Genomic DNA, 24,334 nt, shown 5'->3' on the forward strand with positions numbered 1-24,334 from the left:
TTTTATTCCATCACCATTTGTTCCAGTGCATGCAATTTTGCCTGGTACATTTGGCGGTTGGCCGGGTCGTAACTGTATTGCAATGCCTCATGCAGGGCACGTCTGGCAGATTCAGGCTGGCCCAGTTGAAATTGCAGCTTGGCCAACGCCAGATTCGCTTTGTGCAGATAAGGGGCTTTTTTTAGTAACTTTTCATAATAGTACACCGCATCGGCAGTTTTGTTGTCTCGCTCGGCCTGATAAGCCAGATAAAACCAGACATAAGGATTATCGTCATCAGCCAGACGCAGTTGGTTGTTGAGCCTATCGATCAATGGCTGGTTTTGCATTTGGTCTGCCAGCACCAGGTAATTGCTGGCCAAAGTGACAGGTTGAGATGAATAACGCATACCGAACTCATACCACTGCTGCGCCGCCAGCAAATCGCCTTTGCGTCGGTACAATATCGCAATCAGATTGATGCTTGCGCTGTAGTGAGGATCCTGGCGCAGGGCTGCCCGGCTTAGCCAGTATGCCTGATTCAGATCACCGGCCAAAAATGCATCGGCTGCCAAGTTGTTATAGATCATCGCTTCAAAATGCCTGTTGTCCAGCTTGGCACCAAGCCGATCTAAGCGCCCGGGAAAATAATCAACAGCAACGGCGGTTCGTTGAAACTTCATAACGCCTTCGTCTTTAAGCGGATTTTGTTCGAACAAATAACTACGCACATGCGCTGAACTCAGCACAATGTTGGCTGAAATATCCAACACCGGTTCGGCATAACTGGCGCGGTACCCTACTTCTATATCTACCAGCTGTGCCAGTGCCGTCACCAACAACGCCAACGATACGCAATTACCGGTCATATTGGCCATGGTAACGCTGGCCATCGTGTTTTTACCTTCGTAGTTAAAGTTCACCAGATGATGTTCAAGATACCGATACAATCGCTGGTGTGGTGCCAGTTCCTGCTGCGCCGGGGCGTTGAAAAATGCCAGAAAATGCTGTTGTTGCGCGGCAGTGAGCCGGTAAAAATCGCTGGTTGCCGGCAGCTGAACTTTTTGACCAGCAGTTGGCGCAAACCAATGCTCGCTTGTCGCTGGCAAAATTGGTGCATTGTTGACTATCAGAGGTTGGCGGGCGCAACTGCTCAGCAGCACGGCACAACACAACAGCAGTTTGGTGTTCAGCCATCCGGTTTGTCTGCCCGTTTTCAAAGCCATTTGCATCATCCATCGCCTTCTTTATAAATATTGTTACGTTCCTATAACCTTGATAACAGAAAACCCCTATTTGATTCCAGTAGTTTTTGCCCTGAATGCGACAAAAAATGCGCCGGGCTCTGGTTGCCAGCCATTACCTTTACCGGCACAATCGGGCGCAGGGAAAAACAAGGCAACTCAACATGACAACCACAACAAAAACAACAAGCAGCTTTGGGCTGGTTCCACAAATTATTCTGGGGATTTTCTGCGGGGTGGCACTCGCCAGCTGGTCGGCGGAAGCTGGTCAGGCCGTCGCAATATTCGGCGCGCTGTTTGTAAAAGCACTCAAAGCAGTGGCGCCTATTCTGGTGTTTATTCTGGTAGCTTCCTCTATCGCCAATCGAAAAATTGGTGGCGCCAGCAACATGAAACCCGTGTTGATACTGTATTTAACCGGTACTTTTTTGGCGGCATTGACCGCAGTTGCCGCCAGTTTTTTATTTCCTACCACCTTAGTGCTGGCCGGTACCGCTGAAGCGGTGACACCGCCAGAAGGTATCGGTCAGGTGATTAAAACGGTGTTATTTCAGGTGGTCGACAACCCAATTAACGCACTACTAACCGGCAACTTTATCGGTGTGCTGGCCTGGGCTATCGGTTTAGGTCTGGGGTTACATCATGCCAATAAAACCACCAAACAAGTATTTGCCGATGTGTCGCATGGCGTGTCGATGCTGGTGACTTTTATTATCAAACTGGCACCTATTGGTATTTTTGGTCTGGTCGCGGAAACTGTAGCGACGACCGGTTTTGCTGGTTTAGCCAGTTATGGCCAACTGCTTACGGTGTTAGTTGGTTCTATGTTGTTGATTGCTTTGGTAGTTAACCCCGCACTGGTTTATGTCACCACCCGCAAAAACCCGTACCCACTGGTGTTTACTTGTCTGCGTGAAAGCGGCATTCCGGCGTTTTTTACCCGCAGTTCAGCTGCCAATATTCCGGTCAATATGCAGCTGGCTGAAAAGCTGAAACTGGACGAAGACACTTATTCTGTGTCAATTCCACTGGGCGCGACCATCAATATGGCCGGTGCCGCCATTACCATTACGGTGCTCACGTTAGCCACAGTGCATACGCTGGGTATTCAAGTTGATTTTGCCACTGCGATGTTATTAAGCGTGGTGGCGTCGATTTCCGCCTGCGGCGCTTCCGGTGTCGCCGGTGGTTCGCTGCTGCTGATCCCACTGGCTTGTGGCTTATTTGGTATTTCCAGTGACGTATCGATGCAGGTGGTAGCGATTGGCTTTATTATTGGCGTGGTACAGGATTCCTGTGAAACCGCACTAAACAGTTCCACTGATGTGGTGTTTACTGCAGCGGTTTGTCAGGCGAAAGCATAATCATTACAAGGGCTGCCGTTTGCGCAGCCCATTTTTTTGCGGCAACCTTGGTTGTTGGCGACAACGCTGAGCCTGTCTGTAGTCCTGCTGTTATTACTGCTGCCGATATTCTGCAGAACTGCGCTATGCTAATTCCATTTAGTTATATCTGAGTGCAATCCCTTCTTGGATTCAGGACGTTTAGACGTCTAATATCCATACTGCAGATAAAAAGCGACCCAAACCATGGGAGCAGGAGCCAAGCGTGCAGTACTTACCGATTTTCACCAACCTCAAAGGCAAAGCCGTATTGCTGATCGGCGGCGGCCATGTGGCGCTGCGTAAAGCCCGCACTTTGCTGAGCGCTGGAGCGGTATTGACAGTAGTCTCCCATCAATTTGAAGCCGAATTTTATGACTGGCAACAACAGCAACAAGCCCGGTTGATCCAGGGTGATTTCGACGATTCGCAGCTATCCGGCCACTGGCTGGTATTGGCCGCCACCGATGATGATGCGGTAAATGCCGCGGTACATCAGGCCGCTAGCGCCCGGCAGATTTGGGTCAATACCGTTGATGATCAGGACAAGTGCGAGTTTATCTTCCCGTCGATTATCGACCGCTCCCCGATTTTAGTCGCCATCTCCAGCGGTGGTACCGCACCCGTGCTTGCAAGACGCCTGCGCGAAAAACTGGAAACTTTATTACCCCAGCATCTCGGGCCTTTGGCTGAATTAGTGGGTAAGTTTCGCGGTCAGGTGCAGCAAAAACTGCAGGGCTTTGCTGAACGGCGGCAATTCTGGGAAAAAGTTTTTAATTCTAATATTGTTAGCCTGGTACAAACCCAGCAGCTGGATGCCGCCGAAACTGAGCTAGCCCAGTCGCTTGACGAGCATCAAACGTCCAAAGGCGAAGTGTATGTAGTCGGTGCAGGCCCGGGTGACCCTGAGCTATTAACACTCAAAGCGTTGCAACTGATGCAACAAGCGGACGTGGTAGTGTATGACTATCTGGTGTCAGAACCCATTATGCAGTTGGTACGCCGCGACGCTGAACTGATTTGCGTGGGCAAAAAAGCCGGTGCGCATTCGGTGGCGCAGGAACATACCAATCAGCTGTTGATTGATTTAGCCCTGGCCGGTAAAAAAGTCTGCCGGTTAAAAGGTGGCGATCCGTTCATTTTTGGCCGTGGCGCTGAAGAAATTGAAGTGTTATTGCCACATCAAATTCCGTTTCAGGTGGTGCCGGGCATCACCGCCGCCGCCGGTTGTGCCGCTTATGCCGGTATTCCGCTGACCCATCGCGATTACGCGCAGGCGGTGCAGTTTGTCACCGGCCATTGCCAGAAAGACGGCAAAGAGCCGGATTGGCACAGCTTAAGCCGGCCCAATCAAACCTTAGTGATTTATATGGGGTTGATGAAATCGGCCCATATTCAGGCGCAGTTACTCGCAGCCGGTCGCGCAGCGGATACCCCGGTAGCAATTTTAGAAAATGGCACCCGTCCAGAGCAGCGGGTGATCACAGGTACTTTGGCGCAACTGGCTGAATTGATTGAACAACATCAGGTGCAATCCCCGGCGTTATTGGTGATTGGCGAAGTGGTGGCGCTGCAAAGCAAACTGGCCTGGTATGGCAAACAACCAACTGCTGCGGTATTTGCGCAGCCGCTGGCGAGCCTGGCCTGAACTTGATACAAGATTGAAATACATAGCATTTATTCGTTTTTAAATTGAGGGTCATCCCTGTGCAAACCTTAACCCATTTACAACAACTGGAAGCCGAAAGCATCCAGATCTTCCGCGAAGTGGCCGCCGAATTCGATAACCCGGTGATGCTGTATTCGATTGGCAAAGACTCGTCGGTGCTGTTGCATCTGGCGCGTAAAGCCTTTTACCCGGGCAAAATTCCGTTTCCGCTGCTGCATGTTGATACCAATTGGAAGTTTCGCGAAATGATTGAATTTCGTGACAAACTCGCCGCGAAATACGGTTTTGATCTGCTAGTGCATAAAAACCCGGATGGTCTGGCGATGAACATCAGTCCTTTTGTACACGGCAGCGCCAAACACACTGACATTATGAAAACCGAAGGCCTGAAACAGGCGCTGAACCACTACGGTTTTGACGCGGCTTTTGGGGGCGCCCGCCGTGATGAAGAGAAATCCCGTGCCAAAGAGCGGATTTATTCATTTCGCGACCAATACCATCGCTGGGATCCAAAAAATCAGCGGCCAGAGCTGTGGCACACCTACAACGGTCAGGTGAATAAAGGTGAAAGTATCCGGGTATTCCCACTGTCTAACTGGACCGAACTCGACATCTGGCAATATATCTATCAGGAAAATATCGAAATTGTGCCTTTGTATCTGGCGGCATACCGGCCGGTGGTCGAGCGCAACGGTACTTTGTTGATGGTTGACGATGAGCGGATGCCGCTGGAGCCGGGTGAAGTGCCAGAGCAGAAACTGGTGCGGTTCCGGACTTTAGGTTGTTACCCGCTGACCGGCGCCATTGAATCGGACGCCGACAGCTTAACCGGCATTATCGAAGAGATGTTGTTATCGCGCTCTAGCGAGCGACAAGGCCGGGTGATTGACCACGATTCCAGTGGTTCGATGGAAAAGAAAAAACGTGAGGGCTATTTCTGATGTCAGTCGCTATTGAATTAGAACAACTGGGGATTGAAGAATACCTCAAACAGCAACAGCATAAGTCTCTGCTGAAGTTTTTAACTTGTGGCTCGGTCGATGATGGCAAAAGCACCTTAATTGGCCGCTTGTTGCATGACAGCGCGCAGATTTATGAAGATCAGCTGGCTGCTTTGCATAAAGACAGCAAAACCCACGGTACTACGGGCGAAACCATCGATTTGGCGCTGCTGGTCGACGGCTTACAAGCCGAGCGCGAACAAGGCATCACCATTGATGTGGCGTATCGTTATTTCTCGACGTCCAAGCGTAAATTTATTATCGCTGACACGCCGGGCCATGAGCAGTACACCCGCAATATGGCGACCGGCGCGTCGAATTGCGACCTCGCCATTATTCTGGTCGATGCCCGTTATGGCGTGCAAACCCAGACCCGCCGCCATAGTTTTATCTGTGCTTTGCTCGGTATTAAGCATTTTGTTGTCGCCATTAATAAAATGGATTTAGTCGGTTTTGCTGAAGATCGTTACGAGCAAATCAAACAGGATTATCTGGCGTTTGCGGCGCAGCTGGGTGCGCAGAACAAAAATGGCCCGAGCATCGATTTTGTGCCGCTGTCGGCGCTCAACGGCGACAACGTGGTCAATCGCTCCACCCAAAGCCCTTGGTATGTTGGCCCGACTTTGCTGGAAAAACTGGAAAATGCACCGGTCACTGGTTTTAATTTAACTGGCGAAGCGCGGTTGCCAGTGCAGTATGTCAATCGGCCGAATTTAGATTTTCGCGGTTTTGCCGGCACTATTGCCGCTGGTGAATTTAAAGTCGGTGATGCGATTACCGCTTTACCATCGGGCAAAAGTTCAGTGATTAAATCGATTGTGACATTTGATGGCGAGCTACCGTCGGCCTTTGCTGGTCAGGCGGTGACTTTGACGCTGACCGATGAAATTGATATCAGCCGCGGTGATGTGATAGTGCCAAAACAACATCACGCCAGCTTGTCGAACCGCATTCTGGCCAAAGTGGTTTGGATGCACGAAGAGCCGTTGGTACTGGGTAAAAGCTACAACATTAAACTCGCCACCAAAAAGGTGGCCGGCAAAGTGACGGCCATTGCCCATGCCATTGATGTGAATACGCTGGCCGAGTTCCAGGCGGAAACTCTGGGCTTAAACGGTATCGCGCTGGTCGAACTGGAGCTAACCGAAGCTATTGTGTTTGACCCGTATAGCCAGAATCGCGACACCGGTGGTTTTATCTTTATCGACCGCTTAAGCAATATCACCGTTGGTGCCGGTTTGGTCGACAGTGCTTTGGCCACAGTGCAATCGCAGACGCAATTCAGCGACTACGAACTGGAACTGAACGCTTTTGTGCGCAAACATTTCCCACATTGGCAAGCGCTGGATATTTCAAAACTGAAATAATGTTAACTTCGGGGTCAGAGTCAATTGTTAACAAAAATCTGTTAACAATTGACTCTGACCCCACAATTAACAACTGTCCCAATTATTTGGAAATTTTATGAGCAATATTGTCTGGCAACAGCATCAGGTTAGCCGCGCCGACCGCGAAGCACAGAAGCAGCAACAGGCTGTGGTGTTGTGGTTTACCGGTTTAAGTGGTGCCGGGAAGTCGACAGTGGCAGGTGCTCTGGAACAGGCGTTGCTGGCACAGGGTGCGCACACTTACCTGCTGGATGGTGACAACGTACGCCATGGCTTATGTGCCGATTTAGGTTTTTCCGAAGCGGACCGTAGTGAGAATTTACGCCGGGTTGGTGCTGTCGCAGGGTTGATGGTCGATGCTGGCTTAATAGTGCTGAGCGCCTTTATTTCGCCGCTGCAAAGCCAACGTGATGCAATTCGTCAGGCCTTGCCAGAAGGAAAGTTTATAGAAGTTTATGTTGCGACATCGCTGGAAGAATGCGAAAAACGCGACGTCAAAGGGTTATATCAAAAAGCCCGCCGCGGTGAAATTAAAAACTTTACCGGCATTTCTGATCCATACGAAGCCCCGGAGCAGGCCGATATTGTGCTGGATACCGGTTTGTTGTCGTTGGATGAAAGCGTGCAACAACTGCTGCAGTTACTGCGCGAGCGTGGCATCATCAGGGCATAACCTCAAGTGTAGGAACAGATAGCAATGACGCCAACCATCCAGCAACTAAACCACTGGTTACCGCAGATCCGCCGGATTGCTGTTGCCGCCGGTGACGCCATTTTAACGATTTATAATCAACCCGAAGCCGTCGCAGTGCAGCATAAATCCGACGACAGCCCATTAACCGCCGCCGATTTAGCCGCGCATCAGCTGATTATGCGTGAGTTAACCTCATTAACACCGGACATTCCGGTGCTATCAGAAGAAGCAGCGGACATCCCCTGGTCTGTCCGTCAGCAGTGGCATAGCTACTGGCTGGTCGACCCGCTGGATGGCACCAAAGAATTTATCAAACGTAATGGCGAATTTACCGTCAATATCGCGCTGATTGTGGCGGGCGAACCGGTGCTTGGAGTGATCCATGCACCGGTGCTGGAAAAAACCTACAGCGCTGTATTGGGCCTTGGCGCTTTTGTTGCTGATGCCAAAGGTGAGCGTCAAATCCATGCCGTCACACCAACACCAGGTGAAACCGTGCGCTTGGTCGGTAGCAAAAGCCATTATCAGCCGGAAGTCGAAAGCTATTTAGCACAGTTCCCTCAACATGAATTAGTCGCAGTCGGCAGCTCGTTAAAATTCTGCATGGTGGCCGAAGGCACGGCACATATCTACCCACGCTTTGGCCCGACCATGCTCTGGGACACCGGTGCTGGTCACGCCATTGCGGTGGCTGCAGGTGCGTCAGTGCAATACGTGGGTATCGAAGGCCCGGCGTATCAGCGTGAAAATTTGTTGAATGGGAATTTTATTGTGCAGGTCGCATAAAGCCTTAGTTCGAAGCGAGTAGCAACGATGCAAATTATCTCAGCTTAATCGTCGTAAATACTGCTGTTGTTTCAACCGCTGGCAACCGATAATAGCACTATAGTCAAAAGGGTGCGCTGCAACGGGCAGTGCGGGCTGAATGTGCCACGGGGATCGGAATGAAGCTGCTACGTCATCTGCATAAAGCGCCACTTCGGGTGCTGCGGCTGCAGCGTCGCAAAAGTATGATCCGGATCCGCTTTAGCATGGTCCGATTGAAAATTGCGTTAGCGCAGGAAAAAGACGAAACCCGGCAGATGCTGCGGATTTACCAGCATTATGTCACCGGCGATGTTAGTAAGACCGATTTGGCACGTGCCAACGCCCAATTAGCCGATGTACTGCGGGCCACTGGCCTTGGCATTTTTGCGGTATTGCCTTTTGCGCCGATCACCATTCCCATTATCGTTAAACTTGGCCGCAAGCTCGGCATTGAAGTGTTGCCAAGCGCATTTACGCCGCAAGGTAAACGCCGTGCCGCCAGGATCCATCGGATGCGCCGTACAGCACGAAGCAGACCATCATCGCTGATGAGCGACCATGCATCAGCAGGCACCGACAAAGAGCCATAAAAAAAGCAGCAGAAGCTGCTTTTTACGCTTAATCCGGTTGAATATCCGGATTAACCTTTAATCGTCATATAAGCCACCACCGCAATCAGTAACGGTGCGACCACTGCAGCCATTAACCGGTACCAGCTCAGCACGTGTTTGTGCATTTCTTCAGCCAAAATCACTTTGATTTGTGGCCAAATCCGCCAGCCGACAAACACCGCAGCCAGCATACCACCCAGTGGCATCAGTAAGTTTGATGCGACAAAGTCCATCAGATCAAACGGCGTTTTGCCAAAAACTTTCATATCTTCGGCCATAGCGCCAAACGACAATGCCGCCGGAATACACAAAATCACGTAATTGCTGACACTGACAATGACGGTAGCTGCTTTGCGGCTGAAACCATATTCATCAATCAGGAATGCAACAGCAGGCTCCAGAATGGAAATTGATGAAGTCACAGCAGCAAACAACAACAATGAGAAAAATACTAACGCCAGAATTTGACCACCAGCCATTTGCGCAAACAGCGCCGGCATGGTGATAAACGTCAGGCCAGGGCCTGCGGCCGGGTCGACGTTAAAGGCAAAGACGGCAGGCAGAATCATTAAACCCGCCAACACGCTGGCCATGGTCGCTAAACCTGCAATCCACAAACCGGCATTCACCACTTTAGTTTCAGGGCTTAAATAAGAGCCATAAGCAATCATCAGACCGGCACCAACAGATAACGAAAACACCGCTAAACCAAGCGCGTCCAATACCATTTTAATCGATAATTTGCTCCAGTCTGGGGTAATGAAATACATCACACCTTCGATGGCACCAGGTAACGTCAGGCTGCGATACACCAGGAACAACATCAGCGCAAACAGCACTGGCATTAACACCTTACAAATCCGTTCGATACCCGCCTGCACACCGGCAATAACAATTGCAGCAGTAATAAACATAAAACCTGCGGTATAGATTAACGAAGCCGTTGGATCGGCAATAAAGTTGGTAAAGGTATCACTCAGTACCTTGGCGTCGGTGGTCAGAATATCGCCTTTGACCGCTTCGACAATGTAGGCAATGGTCCAGCCACCCACCACACAATAAAATCCAAGAATTAAGTACACACAGAGCACCGAAATCCAGCCCGCCCAGTGCCACTGGCCTTTGCCCAGATCACGATAAGCGGACGTGGCCGATTTTTTTGCACCACGGCCAATCATCATTTCCGCCAGCATCATCACCACGCCAACGGAAAACACACAAGCCAGATAAACTAATAAAAACACACCGCCACCATTGGCACCGGCAACGTAAGGGAATTTCCAGATGGCGCCAAGGCCGACTGCGGATCCGGCTGCTGCCAGAATAAAGCCGATGCGGGAGCCCCAGCTGCCGCGGGCAATTGTGGTATTGGTCATGGGTGGTCCTGAAGTAATGATGCTGTTGTAATAGTTATTTGCCCTGCAATGTAGAGGAAAGTGGTCGTTTAATGCAACCAAAATAGTTGACTAACTGGCCGGAGAAGTTAAAACGCAGTAAATGCGCCATAATCGCGAACATCGCTAAAAGCTACCTTTTTTCAACGAAGCCAACTAAGGTTAACCAAGCAAAGTTGCTGAGGGAGCATCTAATGATCAGCCGAATTCTGGCCGGAATTTTATGTTGGTATTGCTGTCACGCGCTGGCCAACACCAGTCTGACTTTGTATGCCTACCATACCTCGCCTCCTTTTGTGATCAATGCCGAGACCGAGACCGGTCTGAACTACGATCTGGTTCGTGCGCTGCAACAGCAATTCGGCGATAGGTATCATCTTGAATTTAAACAACTCCCCCGCCACCTGTTAAATGAACGACTCAATGCCGGTTTGCCGACCATTGTGCTGTGGGCCAGTCCCGCCTGGTTTACCAATAAAGCGCAACCTTATCTGTGGTCCAATACTGTGTTTGTTGATCGGGATGTATTTGTCACCTTAAGTGACTACAGCGGTAAAGTTAAGCAACTGACCGATTTAGCCGGCAGTACCCTCGGTGCTTTGCGCGGTTACAGTTATCCGGGGGTGAATGAGCTGGTGAGCCAACATCGGGTCACCCGGCTGGACGCCGATACCGATAAAGAAAATCTGGCGCGGTTAATCGAACGCAATGTTGATCAGATTGTGATCACACGCTCCAGCTTTTTGTACTATGCCAGGCAGCAACAACATTTGGGCAAAATGAAGATTGTCGGACAGCCTTACCCCAATTACCCGCGGCAACTGTTACTGACCCAGCAATATCAGAGCGTGTTGACTGATTTTGACCTGGCCATTTCAGCATTACCAAAACAACAGTTCTGGACCTCCCGCCTGGAGTTGTATGGCCTGAAACCCGAATAAACCTGAGCAATTTGCACTTCTAAACATAGTCAGCACGGTCGTTCATTCTAGGCAAAAAGGTATTGCTGGTTGCTGTGCCCTTCGCTGCGAAGTTACACTGACGCTCATTTGTGGCTTTAGCCCAACTTTTTTATGCAGCAAAGGCATTTCCATGCGTTTAGATAAATTTATCTGTGATTGTACCGAGCTGACCCGCAGTCAGGCGGGCAAGATCATCCGCCAGGGTCTGGTGACTATTGATCAACAACTATGTAAACAACCCTCGACCCAAGTCAGCACCAACCAGCAAATTGCCTTGGAAGGTGAATTATTAAAAATCATCGGTTTACGTTATTTTGTGATGCACAAACCTGCCGGTTATGTTTGTTCAACCGATGATCCCGATCACAATACAATTTTCACCCTGATGGACGAACCGATGCAGTCACGGCTGCATACGGTCGGCCGGCTGGATTTAGATACCACCGGCTTGCTGCTGATCACCGACGACGGCCAGTGGTCGCATCAAATCAGCTCGCCCAAACACGAATGCGCCAAAACCTATCGCGCCTGGCTCGCCGATCCGGTTGACGCTTCGGCTATTGTTTTGTTTGAAGAAGGCGTGATGCTAAATGGGGAAAAACATCCGACCAAACCGGCCCAGCTGGAAATTGTGAATCCACAGGAATGTCTGCTGACCATCCACGAAGGCCGTTATCATCAGGTAAAACGGATGTTTGCTGCGATTGGCAATAAAGTAGAAAAGCTACATCGCGAGCAAATTGGCAGCTTTAAACTGGGTGCCGATTTAGTCGAAGGTACCTATCGCGAATTAACGCTGGCAGAAGCGGCGACTTTTGCAGTTGTCGCCAAATGATCACCACCGTGGCGGTTTACTGATGAACCAACCAGGCAGCATGCAGCACTCTTTTCTATCGGCTGATGCTGCGCGCTCCTCAGGCAACTTTTGGCTGTACCAAAGCCTCGGCTGGAGCTTGTTCGCGTTACTACAACTGCTGTTGGTTGGCGCCGATCAACCTTTAACCCTCAGCAGCCTGACACCGGCGTTGTTACTGCTGGCTTTGGCCATATGTGGCACCTTGCCGCTGCGACTATTGTTCCGTCGTTTGCGCCGCCGTCCACGCAGCACCGCCGCCACGCTCGGCTGGTTATTCGGTGCTCCACTGCTGCTGTCGATATGTGTTGATGTCAGTCATTATCTGTTGTTATGGCCGTTATCCCAGCTCCACCCAACACTAAACGGTGTGTTTGATGCACAGCCGCTTGGCGCAAAAACGCCATTTTTACTGCCGCTGTATATCTTCTGGAGCAGCCTCTACCTGACCTTAAGCCGTCAGCTGGATATCCGCGCCGCTGAGCAAGCGAAGCTGGGATCCGAACTGCGACTGCAACAAAGTCAGCTGCAGATTTTATTGGCGCAGCTGAGCCCGCATTTTATGTTTAACTGTATTAATAACATCCGGGCGTTAATCCTTGAAGACCCACAAGCGGCCCGCAGCATGCTGGCGCACTTTGCCGATATGCTGCGTTACCAGATTGACGCCGACCAACAAGTGCTGGTGCCACTACGCAGTGAATTAGCGGTGCTAAAAGATTATGCCGCGCTGTTGCATATTCAATTTGAGCAGCGGCTGCAGCTGGATTATCAAATTGACCCGAGCTGTTTATCGCGCTTATTGCCCAAGCTGACACTACAACTGTTGTTTGAAAATGCGGTGAAACATGGCATCAGCCTGCAACCACAAGGTGGCCGGATCAGCCTCCAAATCAACGCCTTGGACGCGGTTGGCTGGCAAATCAGGATGCGCAATAGTGGTCAGTTGCAGGTGTCGACAGCAACCACTTCCGAAAACAACTCTGAGAACAACACTGGCAGTGGTCTAAGTAATCTGCGCCAACGCTTGGCGCTGATTTTTGGCGAAAAGGCGACTTTACAGCTGCAGCAACAGGCGGATGAAGTGGTAGCGACTTTGCAAATTTTGGCAGCTCCGCGAGAGACCACCCAGCTCGCAACTGACCAGCATTCGAGCACGGAGAACCTCCGATGAAAGTCATGATTGTGGAAGATTCGCGGTTGGCACGGCTGGAACTGAAAGAACAGTTAAAAGCCCATCCGCAGCTGGAGTTGGTGGCTGAAGCGAGCGATGTCGATATGGCGCTGACGCTAATCAAACAGCACCGGCCTGAGCTGTTATTGCTGGATATCGATCTCTGCGGCGCCACTGCTTTTGACTTGCTGGCGCAGCTGGAAACAGTTCCGAAGATTATTTTTACGACAGCGTATGCCGAACATGCGCTAACAGCTTTTAATTACCCGACGGTGGATTATTTACTCAAACCGATAACGGCTGAGCGGTTGGCGACGGCATTGGCGAAATTGCCGGCTGATGTAAAATCAGCGACATCTACGGCAGAGGAACCAGCGTCAGACAGCAATGAGCGGCCACTGGACAACAACAGCAACTTTTTTGTCAAAGACGGCGAGCGCTGTTTTTTATTAAAAGTGGCGGATGTCCGTTGGTTTGAAGCTATTGGCAATTACAGTAAAGTGCATGCCGGACAACAAGCGCCGATGGTGTATCGCTCGTTAAACAGTATTGAACAACGCTTGCAGCCAGGGTTGTTTTTTCGGGCGAACCGCCATCAGTTGGTGAATCTGACGGCCATTCAATCCGTCGAACCGTCGATCAGCGGTGGTTTGGTGTTAATACTGAGCTGTGGGACTGAAGTGGAAGTATCGCGGCGGCAAAGTGCAGTGTTAAGGCAGCAACTAGCGCTCTAACTTAACCCCTGTACCCTTCATCCTTGAAGTTGCAGGGGTGTTGGCCGTCTTCACTCGCCCAGTCACATAGGACAACTATGCTCCTGGGGTCTCGCTCAGTTGCCGCGGTTCCACCGTGGCCATTCTGCAACTCCAATGATTTTGGGTATAACAGTGACTAACGATTAACGGTTACTGCAAACGTTTCGCCGGGAAGGTACCAAAACCGCGCACCACCAATTCCAGCGCGGCTTTGCCTTTGCTGATTTTACCCAGCGTTAGGTAGCTGGTGTCGTCTTCCAGGTATAACTTGCCATCAGCTGAAGGCGTCAGTTGTTGCCGTGCACCTTCTTTGGTCTGGCAAATCAGCACTCCCTTTTCCAGCGTAATCAGTCGCTCAGTACCGTCGTCAAAACTGTAGTTACCGGTAATGGCCCACAAAGTGGCTTCCGGCAAGGTGACAGGTGTTGGTTCCATCGGTTTACCCACCGCGATAGCCGCCAGTTTCACCGCCATGGTGTAACTATCAAAGTACGAACTGTTTGCCAACACCGCGACATACACTTGCTGTGCCGGGATGCGGATAATGTACGAAGAGAACCCGTCAATACCGCCGCTGTGTTCATGCGTTTCTAAATCGGCCAAATCTGCTGACATCCAGCCATAACCATAAGGTAGTGGCTTGCCGTCTGAGCCCGGATGTTTGACAAATGATTGTTGCAACAGCTCCTTTGGCAACAGCTTGCTGGTATAAAGCGCTTGATCCCACAGATTTAAGTCATCGACCGTACTGCGCAGTCCGCCAGCACCTTGTGGCCGGGTCATGCTGATCACATCTGCATTGCGAAAACCAGTCGCTGTTTGTTCATAACCTTTGGCGCGGTTTGGCACGATGTCGCTGGCAACATCATAACCGGTGCTTTTCATACCAAGTGGCTGGAACACATGCTGTTGCAGGTAGTCAGCGTAGGTTTGTTTACTGGCAGCTTCGATAATAGCGGTCAACAGCACGTAGTTTGAATTGGAATAACCAAAGCGGCTACCCGGTTTAAACTGTAATGGTTGGCTGGAAAATAACGCCAGCAGTTCCGGTAAAGTGGCATCTTTGGCTTTGTTTTCCCGAAATTCCGGCATCCGGCTTAAATTAGGAATACCACTGCTGTGCGTCAGTAATTGTTGAATAGTCACTTCGCGTCCCGGCGCCGGATAGTCCTTTAATACTTCACCAACTTTATGCTCCAGCTTAATTTTACCGGCCTGCACCAGTTGCAGCACCGCCATGGCGGTGAATTGTTTAGTTTGTGACGCCAGGCGCAAATTGCTGTCAGCACGCATTGGCGTGGCTGTTTCCAGATCGGCCAGACCATAACCACCGCGTAACAGCAGATGCGGGCCTTTGCGGACAATGACGGTAAAACCAGGTTGATCGGCTTTGGCTTTTTGCGCCACCAACTGCTGCATTTTTTGTTGTAATTCGCTGTCGCTAAAAGCAGCAGCCTGGTTGCAAAGCCCCAGACAAATGCTGGCTGACAGTGTGGCGAATAGAGTTGCTGATAAGGTTCTTGGGGTGATTTTCATAGGTATATCCTCGACTGACTAAATGGGCTTGATGCAGTGGATTTTGCGGCAACTGCAACAGTCGAGGGCTGGTTTTAGGATAAACGGCGTTTTGCCGATGTAAGTGGTAGCACACAAAACGAACGTTTTGGACGTCCGTTTTGCTTGTTAAGAGTGGAGTGAGTTCAGCTTAACTTTGTAAGATTTTAAGCGGTAACGCCAACATATCGTCGCCAGAACTCGCGAAATACCAGATGATCGCCACTAAACTGCCAACTGTCAGCAAATACCAGACCGTCGAAAACGCCTGGCCATAACGATCCAGCGGTAACAAATGGCTTTGATGCCGGCCACGCCATTCAAACACAATTTCCAGGCTGCCAATCAGCAATAAAAAGCCTAATAGCGCCAGGCCAAAGCTGTAACTGACATAAACCCCCACCGCAGCGCCAATCACACAAGCTACTAAGCCGGCGACGCTATTCATTGAAAAGCTGATGCTTTTAAGAATATGGCCACCATCGAGCGGTAAAATCGGCAGTAAGTTAAACAGATTCAGTAAAGCGTTAAAGGTGGCCAAACCTGCGAAGAAAATATTGCCGGTGACCCAATAGGCGATAAGACAAACCAACGACAACAGCAGTCCAAACGTTGGCCCCATAATAGAAATCACCACATCCTGCCAGCGGGTATTAATTTTTTCGTCCGACAGCGCCAGGCCGCCTAAAAACGGGATCAGGTAAATCCCTTTGGTTTTCATGCCAAAATATTTCATCGCTCGGATATGGCCATATTCGTGGAACACCAGACATGCCAACAGCGCAAGCGCAAACTGTACTGAAAATAACCAGGAATAAGCGGCCATACTGGCACCGGCCAGCACCACTTTAATAACTTTGGCGCTTTTCAGCAGTTTAAAACCCAAGGACGCCAAGCCGACCAGACTCATTTTGCTGGTATTCACCGGCGCGATTTCCGGGCTTTGTTGTTCGATATCTTTGCTTTGACGTTCGCCATCGAGCTGCGGTTCATCGTTGATCAACAACCGGTAACGCAATAAAAATGGCTGCCAGTTTAATTCGGTTTCAAGACGAACCTGGATCTGCATCGGTTGTAACTGTGGATTTGCTGCCGCTTCCTCAGATGCTGCGCCCTGCTGTTCAAACTGCAGCTCAAACTGATGCACCCGCACCGCGCCCAAATCGGCACTAGCCACTTGCTGCGACACCAGTTGACCGTCCCAAAACAATTGTTGCCAGCCGGCCATCGACCCTTCCAGCCGTAACTGTTTGCCCAAACACTCAATTTTCAGTAATTCCACTGCGACTCCACCTGCTGATACTCAGCGAATACAAGGCCGCCATTATGCCTGCCGGAACTCTAAACCGGTAGCCAGCAGTCAAAGCCTGTGCAAAGTGTATCAAGTCGTCATTTCTAATTATAACTTTCTAGCCTATACTTATATCATATTTATCTAATGTAAATATCAGCACCATTCCCAAGGAGCAACCGATGCGGATCCTGCCTTTGTTTTCAATGCTATTGAGTCTGAATTTCCTGCTGGTGCAACCAAGCTATAGCAGCGACTGGCTGACGTTACAGCCCGTCACCACGCCACAATGGCTGGAACTGAGCAGCCAGGTCGAAGCGGTATCGCAAGCGACAGTTTCGGCACAAACCTCCGGCCGAATTGTAGAGTTACCATTTGATGTCAATGACTTAGTACCACAAGGCGCGGTGATCGTGCGGTTCACCGATGTCGAACAGCAGGCGCGGTTGAAACAAGCCCAAGCCAGCGTGCGTGAAACACAAAGCCGCTTTGATGAGCAGCAACAAGAACTCACCCGGGTGCGCGATATTCATAGCAAAGGGCTTGTTGCGAAAGCGGCGTTGGATGTGGCACAGGCCAATTTTAATGCTGCTAAAGCGCGCTTGGATCAAGCTAAAGCGGCGCAAGCCGGTGCCAGCGAACAGTTGGAACAGACGGTGGTGCGGGCGCCCTACACTGGTATTTTGCAACAACGATTTGTAGAAATTGGCGAACTGGCGATCCCAGGTAAACCTTTGCTGCGCGGACTCAGTCTGGAGCATTTGCGGCTGGTGGCGCAGCTCCCACAAAGCAAATTCGCAGCGGCGCAACAAAGCCCAAATGCTGAACTTTTGTTAAGTAATGGCGATGTGATTGCGCTTGGCGCGCCAAAACTGACCATTTCCCCGCAGGCCAATAGCCGGAGCCATAGCTTTCAATTACGGCTGGAACTGCCAAAAGCAGATTACACTCCTTATCAGCTCTACCCCGGCAGCTGGCAACGTCTGCGGTTGCAAACCGGCAGTTCCGATCAGTTGTTGATCCCGCAAAGTGCCGTGTTGTGGCGCGGTGAAGTCAGTATGGTGTATCTGAAAAGTGGCGGATCCATGGTTTTGCAACCAGTGCGGCTGAAAACTGTCAGCCACACACAATATCAGCTGCTCAGTGGTTTAACCCCCGGCGCTGAAATTGCGACAGATGCGAAGGCGCAACTTTCGCTGCGGCTGTTAAACAATTCCGACCCATCGCAACAGCCATAAAGGAGCCGGTTTATGCACAATTCAGCAAAGCTTGGTATCTCCGGCAAGCTCGCGGCGCTCTTTAAACAAAACCAAATCACGCCGTTATTGGCGCTGGTGGGTTTTTTACTCGGTTTATTTGCGGTGCTGGTGACACCCCGCGAAGAAGAGCCGCAAATTGAAGTCACCTTTGCCAATGTATTTATTCCCTATCCAGGCGCTTCTGCGGCGATGGTCGAGCGGCAAGTAGCCATTCCAGCTGAAAAAATCATTGCCGAAATTGCGGGTGTCGAGCATGTCTATTCAGTGTCAGAACCAGGCCGCGCGGTATTAACAGTTCAGTTTACCGTTGGCGAGCCCCGTACCGATGCGCTGGTCAGGTTGTATAACGCTTTTTACGCCAAAGCCGACTGGCAACCGGCTGATAGCAATATCGGGCCGGTGCTGATTAAACCCAAAGGCATCGACGATGTACCGGTGTTTGCGCTGACCTTGTGGAGTAAAAACCCGGCACTGACCCCTACAGATTTATTCAAAGCGGCCAAAGGGCTGGAAGAGCAATTACAACAAGTGGCTGGTAGCCGTGATATTTACAGTATCGGCGGTCCGGGCCAACAAGTGTCAGTGCGGTTGGATCCGGCGCGGTTACAGGCTTATCAACTGAGCCTGCCACAACTGCAACAAGCGTTAACGCAAAATAATACCCAGAGTCATAGCCTGGCCATGCTGGAAAATAACCAACAAATCCAGTTGCAGGCCGGTAACTTTTTAAGCTCGGCGGAACAAATAGGCCAGTTGGTGGTTGCAGTGCACCTGTCTGAAGCGACAGCAACGGGCGAAACTCAAGCACTTAGCCTGCCAGTTTATTTAGCCGATGTCGCCGACATTAGCTATGGCAGCGGCGAGCCGCAAACTTACGTGCAGCATCTGCAACTGCAAGATGGCAAACTACAGCAAAGCCCGGCGGTGACTATCGCCATCGCCAAACAACCAGGGAAAAATGCCGTTGATGTGACGCAGGCGCTGGAAACCAAGCTGGTGTATTTGCAGCAACAATATCTGGCGCAGGATATCGAAGTCAGCATCAGCCGCAATTATGGCGACACCGCCAAAGACAAAGCCGACACCTTGATTCATAAACTGTTGTTCGCGACCTTATCAGTGGTGTTGCTGGTTGGTTTTGCGCTCGGCTGGCGCGAAGCTTTTGTCGTCGGCATGGCGGTGATGATCACGCTGGCGCTGACGTTATTTGCGTCCTGGGCTTATGGTTTTACCCTGAACCGGGTGTCGTTATTTGCACTGATTTTCTCGATTGGCATTCTGGTCGACGACGCTATTGTGGTGGTGGAAAACCTGCACCGGCATTGGCTGGAAGGTAAAACCACCCTCAGCGAAATTATTCCGCTGGCGGTGGAAGAAGTAGGTGCGCCGACAATTCTCGCCACTTTCACTGTAATCGCCGCTTTGCTGCCGATGGCTTTTGTCAGCGGGTTGATGGGGCCTTATATGAGCCCGATCCCAATTAACGCCAGTATGGGCATGCTGATTTCCTTGTTGGTGGCCTTTATTTTCACGCCCTGGTTATTTTTAAAAGTATTTGCCGGAAAACCAGCGCCCAAAAATACTGGCCATGATGATAGTAAGCTGCAGCAACTTTTCAGCAAATTAATGAGCCCGTTTTTAAAGGCACGGCAGGGACGCAGCAACCGGCTGAAACTATTGTTCGGCTTGCTTGGCGCCATCGCGCTGTCGGTGCTATTGGTCACCAGTCAGATGGTGGTGCTAAAAATGCTGCCTTTTGATAATAAATCGGAGTTTCAGGTGGTGGTGGATTTACCTGAGGGCAGCACGCTGGAACAAACGCAGGCGGTGCTGAATCAGGTCAGTCTGGAACTGTTAAAACTTCCGGAAGTGACTCATTTACAAACTTATGCCGGTACCGCGGCGCCGATTAATTTTAATGGTTTAGTGCGGCAATATTATCTACGGCAATACCCGTGGCAGGGCGATGTACAAGTTAATCTGGCAGGCCGGTTGGATCGAGATGAACAAAGTCATGCCATTGCGCTGCGGGTCAGGCCAGTGTTGGCCGCATTGGAGAAAGCCACCGGCGCCAGTATCAAACTGGTCGAAGTACCGCCAGGCCCGCCGGTGATGGCGCCATTGGTGGCGGAAATATATGGCCCGGATTATCAAAGCCAGCTTGATGCCGCCACCGCCTTAATGCAAACCTTTGCTACAGTTGAGCATATCGTAGATATCGACAGTACGGTCGAAGCGCCGCAACCGCTGTGGCAACTGGTGGTGGATCAACAAAAAGCTGCGCAATTGGGCGTGTCGGTCGCGACCGTCAGCCAAGCTATTCAAATGGCGGTGCAAGGGGTCCATGCCGGTTATTTACGGGATGAGCACAGCCGCAGCCTGACGCCGGTGGTACTGAAGCTGCAACCAGGCGTCATCGCCGACTGGCAACAACTGGCGCTGCTGCCCATTCCGACGCAACAGGGCGGCACTGTCGCTTTATCTGAAGTGACCCAACGGATAAAAACCGTGCGCGAAAATACCATTTACCGCAAAGATTTAAGACCGGTGGTGTTTGTCACCGCCGATTTAGCCGGTGGCATCGACAGCCCGCTCTACGGCATGCTGGACGTGAAAAGTGAATTAGCCGACGCTTTAAACCCTGTTCCACAACGATTATTCAGCGCGCCGGATCACACCGATGAGCTCAGCATTAAATGGGATGGCGAATGGCAAATCACTTTTGAAACCTTCCGGGATATGGGGATTGCTTATGGCATTGGTTTGATTATGATTTACCTGTTGGTGGTGGCGCAGTTTAAATCTTATGGTGTGCCGCTGATTATTATGGCGCCTATTCCACTGACTTTAATCGGCATTATGCCGGGTCACTGGCTGCTGAATACCCAGTTCACTGCAACCTCGATGATCGGCATGATTGCGCTGGCTGGCATTATTGTGCGCAACTCAATTTTACTGGTCGATTATATTCAGCAGCAACTGGCGCAAGGTATCGCGCTGGAGCAAGCGGTGATCCACGCCTCTGCGGTGCGGGCGCGGCCGATTGTGCTGACCGGGTTAGCCGCAATGCTGGGAGCATTTTTTATTCTGGATGACCCGATCTTTGGCGGCCTGGCGGTCGCGCTGATATTCGGTATTCTGGTGTCCACCTTACTGACGCTGGTAGTGATCCCGGTGGTGTATTACGCCTATCATTATCAACGGAGCAGCTGAACACGCTGCCCCAACAAATTTAACGACGGCCTTTCATAAAATCAGCCCGTCCCAGCAGTGTTTTCAGCATTTTAAAGCGTGGTTTATCGCCATGCTTAAACACATTCAATGCTGGATGATGCGCATTAAACGCCAGACTGATGCGGGTAACGTCACCGCGATACGGCAACACCCGATGCCCGAGCCAACTGGGGAAAATATACATGGTGCCATCAACCGGCGTCACCTGATATTCGGGCGTACGCAGCGGTACATTCAGACTGATATTCAGCGGACAACTTTGCTGATTGAGAAACACAGTTTCACCGCCAACATCATCCCCACCGCAACGCACATAATAAAAACCGGAGGCGATAATACCGGAGCGGAAATGATCATGGGCTTTATTAAAATGGCCACGTTCGTTGCAGTTGGCCCAAAGCTCTATTTGCCAGAGTGTTGGATCCAAAGGCGTCGGCAGCTGAAAATACTGCTCTGCCCACGCCGTTAACCGGGTATAAATTTCGCTGACAAATTGCTGCAACGCCGGTAGTTGTACAAACTGCAAATCCGGCGGTGAATGCCAGCCACCAACATTGGTTTTATTCACCCCGAGCCTGGCTACCCGTAACTGCAGCACTTCCGCCACCAATTCTGGGTTCAGCGTTACCGCATCCTGCAACGTACTTTGCAAAATGTGGGTTGGGAATAACGAAATCGTTTGTAAATTTTGCATCGCTGAACAACTCAAAAAGCAGCTTGAAATGTGGCAATTTAATGGGGAATTTCATAGATAGCAAGAGCAGTCGTCGCCTAAGCGTTACCGGCCGGGATCTGACTTGTTGCGGCAGGTGGGGTTGAAACTGAACCGGTTTTTCTGACGTTGTACCGCAAACACCGAAATCTTTGGACCTGATCACCGGTATTTCGCTGCAACCACAGGCAAGTCTGTCCCTTTTGTTTATCACAACACTAACACCGGAGCGAACAATGAAAGTCATGTTCCTAACAACTACTTTGGCAGCAATGTCGCTGCTGAGCCTGAATCCCACCAATGCCAGCGCCGCCACTGCTGCCACCCCGGATCAATTTATCAGCACCTTCGCCAAAATCTTCGGTGAGCACAAAGGTGAACGTAAAGGCCACGCTAAAGGCGTTTGCTTTAGCGGCGAATTTCAAGGGGATATAACGCTGGCAACTTACAGCGACTCACCTTTATTCAGCGGCGACGTCTTTCCACTGACCGGCCGGTTTTCAATGGCTGGCGGCAACCCCAATGCAGCGGAAAACAGCCGTAGCCCACGAGGTTTTACCGCACAAATTAAGCTCAGCAATGGTGAACTACAGCATTTTGCACTGTTATCCACGCCGGTATTTGGTGCCAAAGATCCGGATAGCTTTTTGGGTTTGTTGCAAGCCACTATTCCCGATGCCGCCACCGGCAAGCCGGACCCCACAAAAATTGCCGCTTATCGTAAAGCCCACCCGGATACCCAACTGCAGGCTGAGTACCTTTCGAAAACCGCACCACCTGCCAGCTACGGCAGCACCCCTTATTTTGGTTTGCATAGCTTTTACCTGAACAATGCCAGCGGTAAACAACAGGCCGTGCGCTGGCAAATAACGCCGGTCGATGGCGTCAAAGGCTTAACCGCCAGCGAAATTGCCGCGCCAGCCAAAGACTTTCTGCTGCAGCGGTTAACGGAACGTCTGCAACAAGGTGCACTGAAATTTAAACTGGAACTGGTATTGGCAGAACCGGGTTATCCACTGCTGGATCCGTCACAAGCCTGGCCCGCCAGCAGTAAAGTTGTGGCTGGCGGTGAATTTCGTATCACTCAAAGTGGTGGCGATCAGTGTAAAAACATCAACTTCGACCCGAACGTGCTAGCAAGCGGCATTACCCCTTCGGCCGATCCGGTGCTGTTGATGCGCTCCGGCGCTTACGCTATTTCATTCGGGAAGCGGCTGAGCGGACAGTAATAAAGTTGCGGTGCATTACAACCATTTCAGTGGCAACATCCGACAGTGTTTGCACACACCAAGGAATTCAGCATGAAAACAATAATGACTCACACTTTAGTCGCAGGCTTGATTTTAACTTTGCCCATATTCACGCAAGCCCAAACGAAAATAGACCTGACAACACTGGATAACGCCATGACCGGGCCACGCAGCCAGGTGTTGGTGCTTGGTACTGTGCATTTAAGTGAATTACCGGCAGGGTTTGATGCTAAAACACTAAACCCGCTATTAGAACGCTTGGCCCGTTTTAAGCCAGACATTATCACCATCGAAGCCTTGTCCGGTGAAGAATGCGACTTGGCGCTGCGGCATCCGGCCAAATATGGCGCCGATTATTGTGCCTCGACAACACTTGCGAAAACCGCAACCGGGTTGGACGTGCCGGCAGCGATGGACGCAGTCGATACCATGTTAAAAACCTTTCCGGCAAAACCGACGCCAGCACAGCGTCGTCAGTTGGCGGCGTTGTTTTTGGCCGCCAATGACCGGGCTTCAGCTTATGTGCAATGGCTGCAGTTGGCGTCAGTCGAGCAACGTGCCGGGGACGGTTTGACTGAAACTCTGGTGACGATGCTTGGCGAAATCAGCCAGCGTAATAATGAAAATTATCAGATCGCTGCGCGCCTTGCAGCACGACTGGGTCTGCAACGGGTGTTCGCCACCGACAATCACACCGGCGACAATATCGCCTACACCGATAAAGACGCTTTTGGCCGGGAAGTGATGGCTGCCTGGGGTGCCGGCCGCGGTGCTTTTGATCAACGCGAACCGCAGGTGCAGGCGTTGACCAAAGCTGCAGATCTGCTACCGCTGTATCGATATATCAATGAGCCCGCCCATTTACAGGTGCTGGCCGAAGTGAACGTCAGCGCCGCGCTCCGGGCCAAATCGACGGCCGGTTATCCACAGATATGGGTCAGTGGCTGGGATATCCGCAACCTGCGAATGGTTGCCAATATCGCAGAAACATTCCGCGAAAAACCCGGCGCCCGGGTGCTGTCAGTAGTCGGCGTTTCGCACAAACCCTGGTTTGATCAATGGCTTGGTCAACTACAGGGCGTAGATGTGGTGGATGTAAGGGCGGTGTTGAAGTAAGGCTG

At 51.0% G+C, this 24,334-nt stretch carries 20 protein-coding genes; 15 read left to right on the top strand and 5 right to left on the bottom strand.

Going from position 1 to position 24,334, the window contains the following annotated elements; all coding sequences use genetic code 11:
- Window positions 1-2: 2 nt before the first annotated feature.
- Window positions 3-1,205, bottom strand: coding sequence for a tetratricopeptide repeat protein (locus tag A5320_RS19230; RefSeq protein ID WP_157606101.1), 1,203 nt, complete (start codon window positions 1,203-1,205; stop codon window positions 3-5).
- Between the two features lie 182 nt (window positions 1,206-1,387).
- Here A5320_RS19230 and sstT point away from each other — a divergent pair, with 182 nt between their 5' ends.
- From sstT to A5320_RS19265, 7 genes are all read left to right on the top strand, one after another.
- Complete coding sequence (sstT, locus tag A5320_RS19235; RefSeq protein WP_068068965.1) at window positions 1,388-2,587, top strand: serine/threonine transporter SstT; 1,200 nt, start codon at window positions 1,388-1,390, stop codon at window positions 2,585-2,587.
- A 244-nt stretch (window positions 2,588-2,831) separates the two neighbouring features.
- Window positions 2,832-4,253, top strand: coding sequence for a siroheme synthase CysG (gene cysG / locus A5320_RS19240; protein ID WP_068068968.1), 1,422 nt, complete (start codon window positions 2,832-2,834; stop codon window positions 4,251-4,253).
- A 59-nt stretch (window positions 4,254-4,312) separates the two neighbouring features.
- Window positions 4,313-5,215 (top strand): sulfate adenylyltransferase subunit CysD, encoded by a 903-nt coding sequence (gene cysD / locus A5320_RS19245; RefSeq protein WP_331712120.1) that lies wholly within the window; start codon window positions 4,313-4,315, stop codon window positions 5,213-5,215.
- On the top strand, window positions 5,215-6,642 hold the full coding sequence (gene cysN, locus A5320_RS19250) for a sulfate adenylyltransferase subunit CysN (RefSeq protein WP_068068972.1): 1,428 nt from the start codon (window positions 5,215-5,217) through the stop codon (window positions 6,640-6,642). Before cysD ends, cysN begins: the two co-directional genes overlap by 1 nt.
- A gap of 97 nt (window positions 6,643-6,739) precedes the next feature.
- A complete protein-coding gene (cysC, locus tag A5320_RS19255; RefSeq protein ID WP_068068975.1) occupies window positions 6,740-7,336 on the top strand; it encodes an adenylyl-sulfate kinase in 597 nt (198 codons plus the stop codon).
- Window positions 7,337-7,360: 24 nt separating this feature from the next.
- Window positions 7,361-8,143, top strand: a complete 783-nt coding sequence (gene cysQ / locus A5320_RS19260) for a 3'(2'),5'-bisphosphate nucleotidase CysQ (RefSeq protein ID WP_068068978.1) — start codon at window positions 7,361-7,363, stop codon at window positions 8,141-8,143.
- 158 nt (window positions 8,144-8,301) lie between these two features.
- Complete coding sequence (locus A5320_RS19265; RefSeq protein ID WP_068068982.1) at window positions 8,302-8,754, top strand: hypothetical protein; 453 nt, start codon at window positions 8,302-8,304, stop codon at window positions 8,752-8,754.
- 50 nt (window positions 8,755-8,804) lie between these two features.
- Here the strand turns inward: A5320_RS19265 and A5320_RS19270 are convergent, their stop codons facing one another.
- Entirely contained in the window at window positions 8,805-10,151 is a 1,347-nt protein-coding gene (locus A5320_RS19270) for a sodium-dependent transporter (protein WP_068068985.1), read from the bottom strand.
- Between the two features lie 212 nt (window positions 10,152-10,363).
- On the opposite strand from A5320_RS19270, the gene A5320_RS19275 reads away from it, so the two are divergent.
- The 4 genes from A5320_RS19275 to A5320_RS19290 all read left to right on the top strand — a co-directional run bounded on the left by A5320_RS19275 (window position 10,364) and on the right by A5320_RS19290 (window position 13,892).
- A complete protein-coding gene (locus A5320_RS19275; RefSeq protein WP_068068987.1) occupies window positions 10,364-11,110 on the top strand; it encodes a substrate-binding periplasmic protein in 747 nt (248 codons plus the stop codon).
- Window positions 11,111-11,261: 151 nt separating this feature from the next.
- Complete coding sequence (gene rsuA, locus A5320_RS19280) at window positions 11,262-11,966, top strand: 16S rRNA pseudouridine(516) synthase RsuA (RefSeq protein ID WP_068068990.1); 705 nt, start codon at window positions 11,262-11,264, stop codon at window positions 11,964-11,966.
- Window positions 11,967-11,988: 22 nt separating this feature from the next.
- A complete protein-coding gene (locus A5320_RS19285; protein ID WP_157606104.1) occupies window positions 11,989-13,158 on the top strand; it encodes a sensor histidine kinase in 1,170 nt (389 codons plus the stop codon).
- A complete protein-coding gene (locus A5320_RS19290) occupies window positions 13,155-13,892 on the top strand; it encodes a LytR/AlgR family response regulator transcription factor (RefSeq protein ID WP_068068995.1) in 738 nt (245 codons plus the stop codon). Before A5320_RS19285 ends, A5320_RS19290 begins: the two co-directional genes overlap by 4 nt.
- 171 nt (window positions 13,893-14,063) lie before the next feature.
- On the opposite strand, the gene A5320_RS19295 is transcribed toward A5320_RS19290, so the two are convergent.
- Both A5320_RS19295 and A5320_RS19300 read right to left on the bottom strand, forming a co-directional pair.
- Complete coding sequence (locus A5320_RS19295) at window positions 14,064-15,449, bottom strand: serine hydrolase domain-containing protein (RefSeq protein ID WP_068068998.1); 1,386 nt, start codon at window positions 15,447-15,449, stop codon at window positions 14,064-14,066.
- Between the two features lie 169 nt (window positions 15,450-15,618).
- Window positions 15,619-16,749 (bottom strand): site-2 protease family protein, encoded by a 1,131-nt coding sequence (locus A5320_RS19300; protein ID WP_068069001.1) that lies wholly within the window; start codon window positions 16,747-16,749, stop codon window positions 15,619-15,621.
- Between the two features lie 191 nt (window positions 16,750-16,940).
- Here A5320_RS19300 and A5320_RS19305 point away from each other — a divergent pair, with 191 nt between their 5' ends.
- On the top strand, window positions 16,941-17,996 hold the full coding sequence (locus tag A5320_RS19305; RefSeq protein ID WP_068069004.1) for an efflux RND transporter periplasmic adaptor subunit: 1,056 nt from the start codon (window positions 16,941-16,943) through the stop codon (window positions 17,994-17,996).
- 12 nt (window positions 17,997-18,008) lie between these two features.
- Window positions 18,009-21,230 carry an efflux RND transporter permease subunit gene (locus tag A5320_RS19310; protein ID WP_068069008.1) on the top strand — a complete coding sequence of 1,074 codons (3,222 nt, stop codon included), beginning with the start codon at window positions 18,009-18,011 and terminating at the stop codon, window positions 21,228-21,230.
- 19 nt (window positions 21,231-21,249) lie between these two features.
- Here A5320_RS19310 and A5320_RS19315 read toward each other — a convergent pair whose 3' ends face one another.
- Complete coding sequence (locus A5320_RS19315; RefSeq protein ID WP_068069012.1) at window positions 21,250-21,945, bottom strand: putative 2OG-Fe(II) oxygenase; 696 nt, start codon at window positions 21,943-21,945, stop codon at window positions 21,250-21,252.
- Between the two features lie 254 nt (window positions 21,946-22,199).
- Here A5320_RS19315 and A5320_RS19320 point away from each other — a divergent pair, with 254 nt between their 5' ends.
- Together A5320_RS19320 and A5320_RS19325 are read left to right on the top strand one after the other, a co-directional pair.
- Window positions 22,200-23,192 carry a catalase family peroxidase gene (locus A5320_RS19320; protein ID WP_068069016.1) on the top strand — a complete coding sequence of 331 codons (993 nt, stop codon included), beginning with the start codon at window positions 22,200-22,202 and terminating at the stop codon, window positions 23,190-23,192.
- Between the two features lie 72 nt (window positions 23,193-23,264).
- Complete coding sequence (locus A5320_RS19325; protein WP_197490200.1) at window positions 23,265-24,329, top strand: DUF5694 domain-containing protein; 1,065 nt, start codon at window positions 23,265-23,267, stop codon at window positions 24,327-24,329.
- Window positions 24,330-24,334: the final 5 nt, after the last annotated feature.

Source organism: Rheinheimera sp. SA_1, from assembly GCF_001669775.1.
In the GTDB taxonomy this organism is placed as follows: domain Bacteria; phylum Pseudomonadota; class Gammaproteobacteria; order Enterobacterales; family Alteromonadaceae; genus Pararheinheimera.

Coding starts and splice junctions, on each gene's coding strand:
- A5320_RS19230 (WP_157606101.1), bottom strand. CDS start 1,205: ATGGCTTTGAAAACGGGCAGACAAACCGGATGGCTGAACACCAAACTG.
- sstT (WP_068068965.1), top strand. CDS start 1,388: ATGACAACCACAACAAAAACAACAAGCAGCTTTGGGCTGGTTCCACAA.
- cysN (WP_068068972.1), top strand. CDS start 5,215: ATGTCAGTCGCTATTGAATTAGAACAACTGGGGATTGAAGAATACCTC.
- cysC (WP_068068975.1), top strand. CDS start 6,740: ATGAGCAATATTGTCTGGCAACAGCATCAGGTTAGCCGCGCCGACCGC.
- cysQ (WP_068068978.1), top strand. CDS start 7,361: ATGACGCCAACCATCCAGCAACTAAACCACTGGTTACCGCAGATCCGC.
- A5320_RS19265 (WP_068068982.1), top strand. CDS start 8,302: ATGAAGCTGCTACGTCATCTGCATAAAGCGCCACTTCGGGTGCTGCGG.
- A5320_RS19270 (WP_068068985.1), bottom strand. CDS start 10,151: ATGACCAATACCACAATTGCCCGCGGCAGCTGGGGCTCCCGCATCGGC.
- A5320_RS19275 (WP_068068987.1), top strand. CDS start 10,364: ATGATCAGCCGAATTCTGGCCGGAATTTTATGTTGGTATTGCTGTCAC.
- rsuA (WP_068068990.1), top strand. CDS start 11,262: ATGCGTTTAGATAAATTTATCTGTGATTGTACCGAGCTGACCCGCAGT.
- A5320_RS19285 (WP_157606104.1), top strand. CDS start 11,989: ATGAACCAACCAGGCAGCATGCAGCACTCTTTTCTATCGGCTGATGCT.
- A5320_RS19290 (WP_068068995.1), top strand. CDS start 13,155: ATGAAAGTCATGATTGTGGAAGATTCGCGGTTGGCACGGCTGGAACTG.
- A5320_RS19295 (WP_068068998.1), bottom strand. CDS start 15,449: ATGAAAATCACCCCAAGAACCTTATCAGCAACTCTATTCGCCACACTG.
- A5320_RS19305 (WP_068069004.1), top strand. CDS start 16,941: ATGCGGATCCTGCCTTTGTTTTCAATGCTATTGAGTCTGAATTTCCTG.
- A5320_RS19310 (WP_068069008.1), top strand. CDS start 18,009: ATGCACAATTCAGCAAAGCTTGGTATCTCCGGCAAGCTCGCGGCGCTC.
- A5320_RS19315 (WP_068069012.1), bottom strand. CDS start 21,945: ATGCAAAATTTACAAACGATTTCGTTATTCCCAACCCACATTTTGCAA.
- A5320_RS19320 (WP_068069016.1), top strand. CDS start 22,200: ATGAAAGTCATGTTCCTAACAACTACTTTGGCAGCAATGTCGCTGCTG.
- A5320_RS19325 (WP_197490200.1), top strand. CDS start 23,265: ATGAAAACAATAATGACTCACACTTTAGTCGCAGGCTTGATTTTAACT.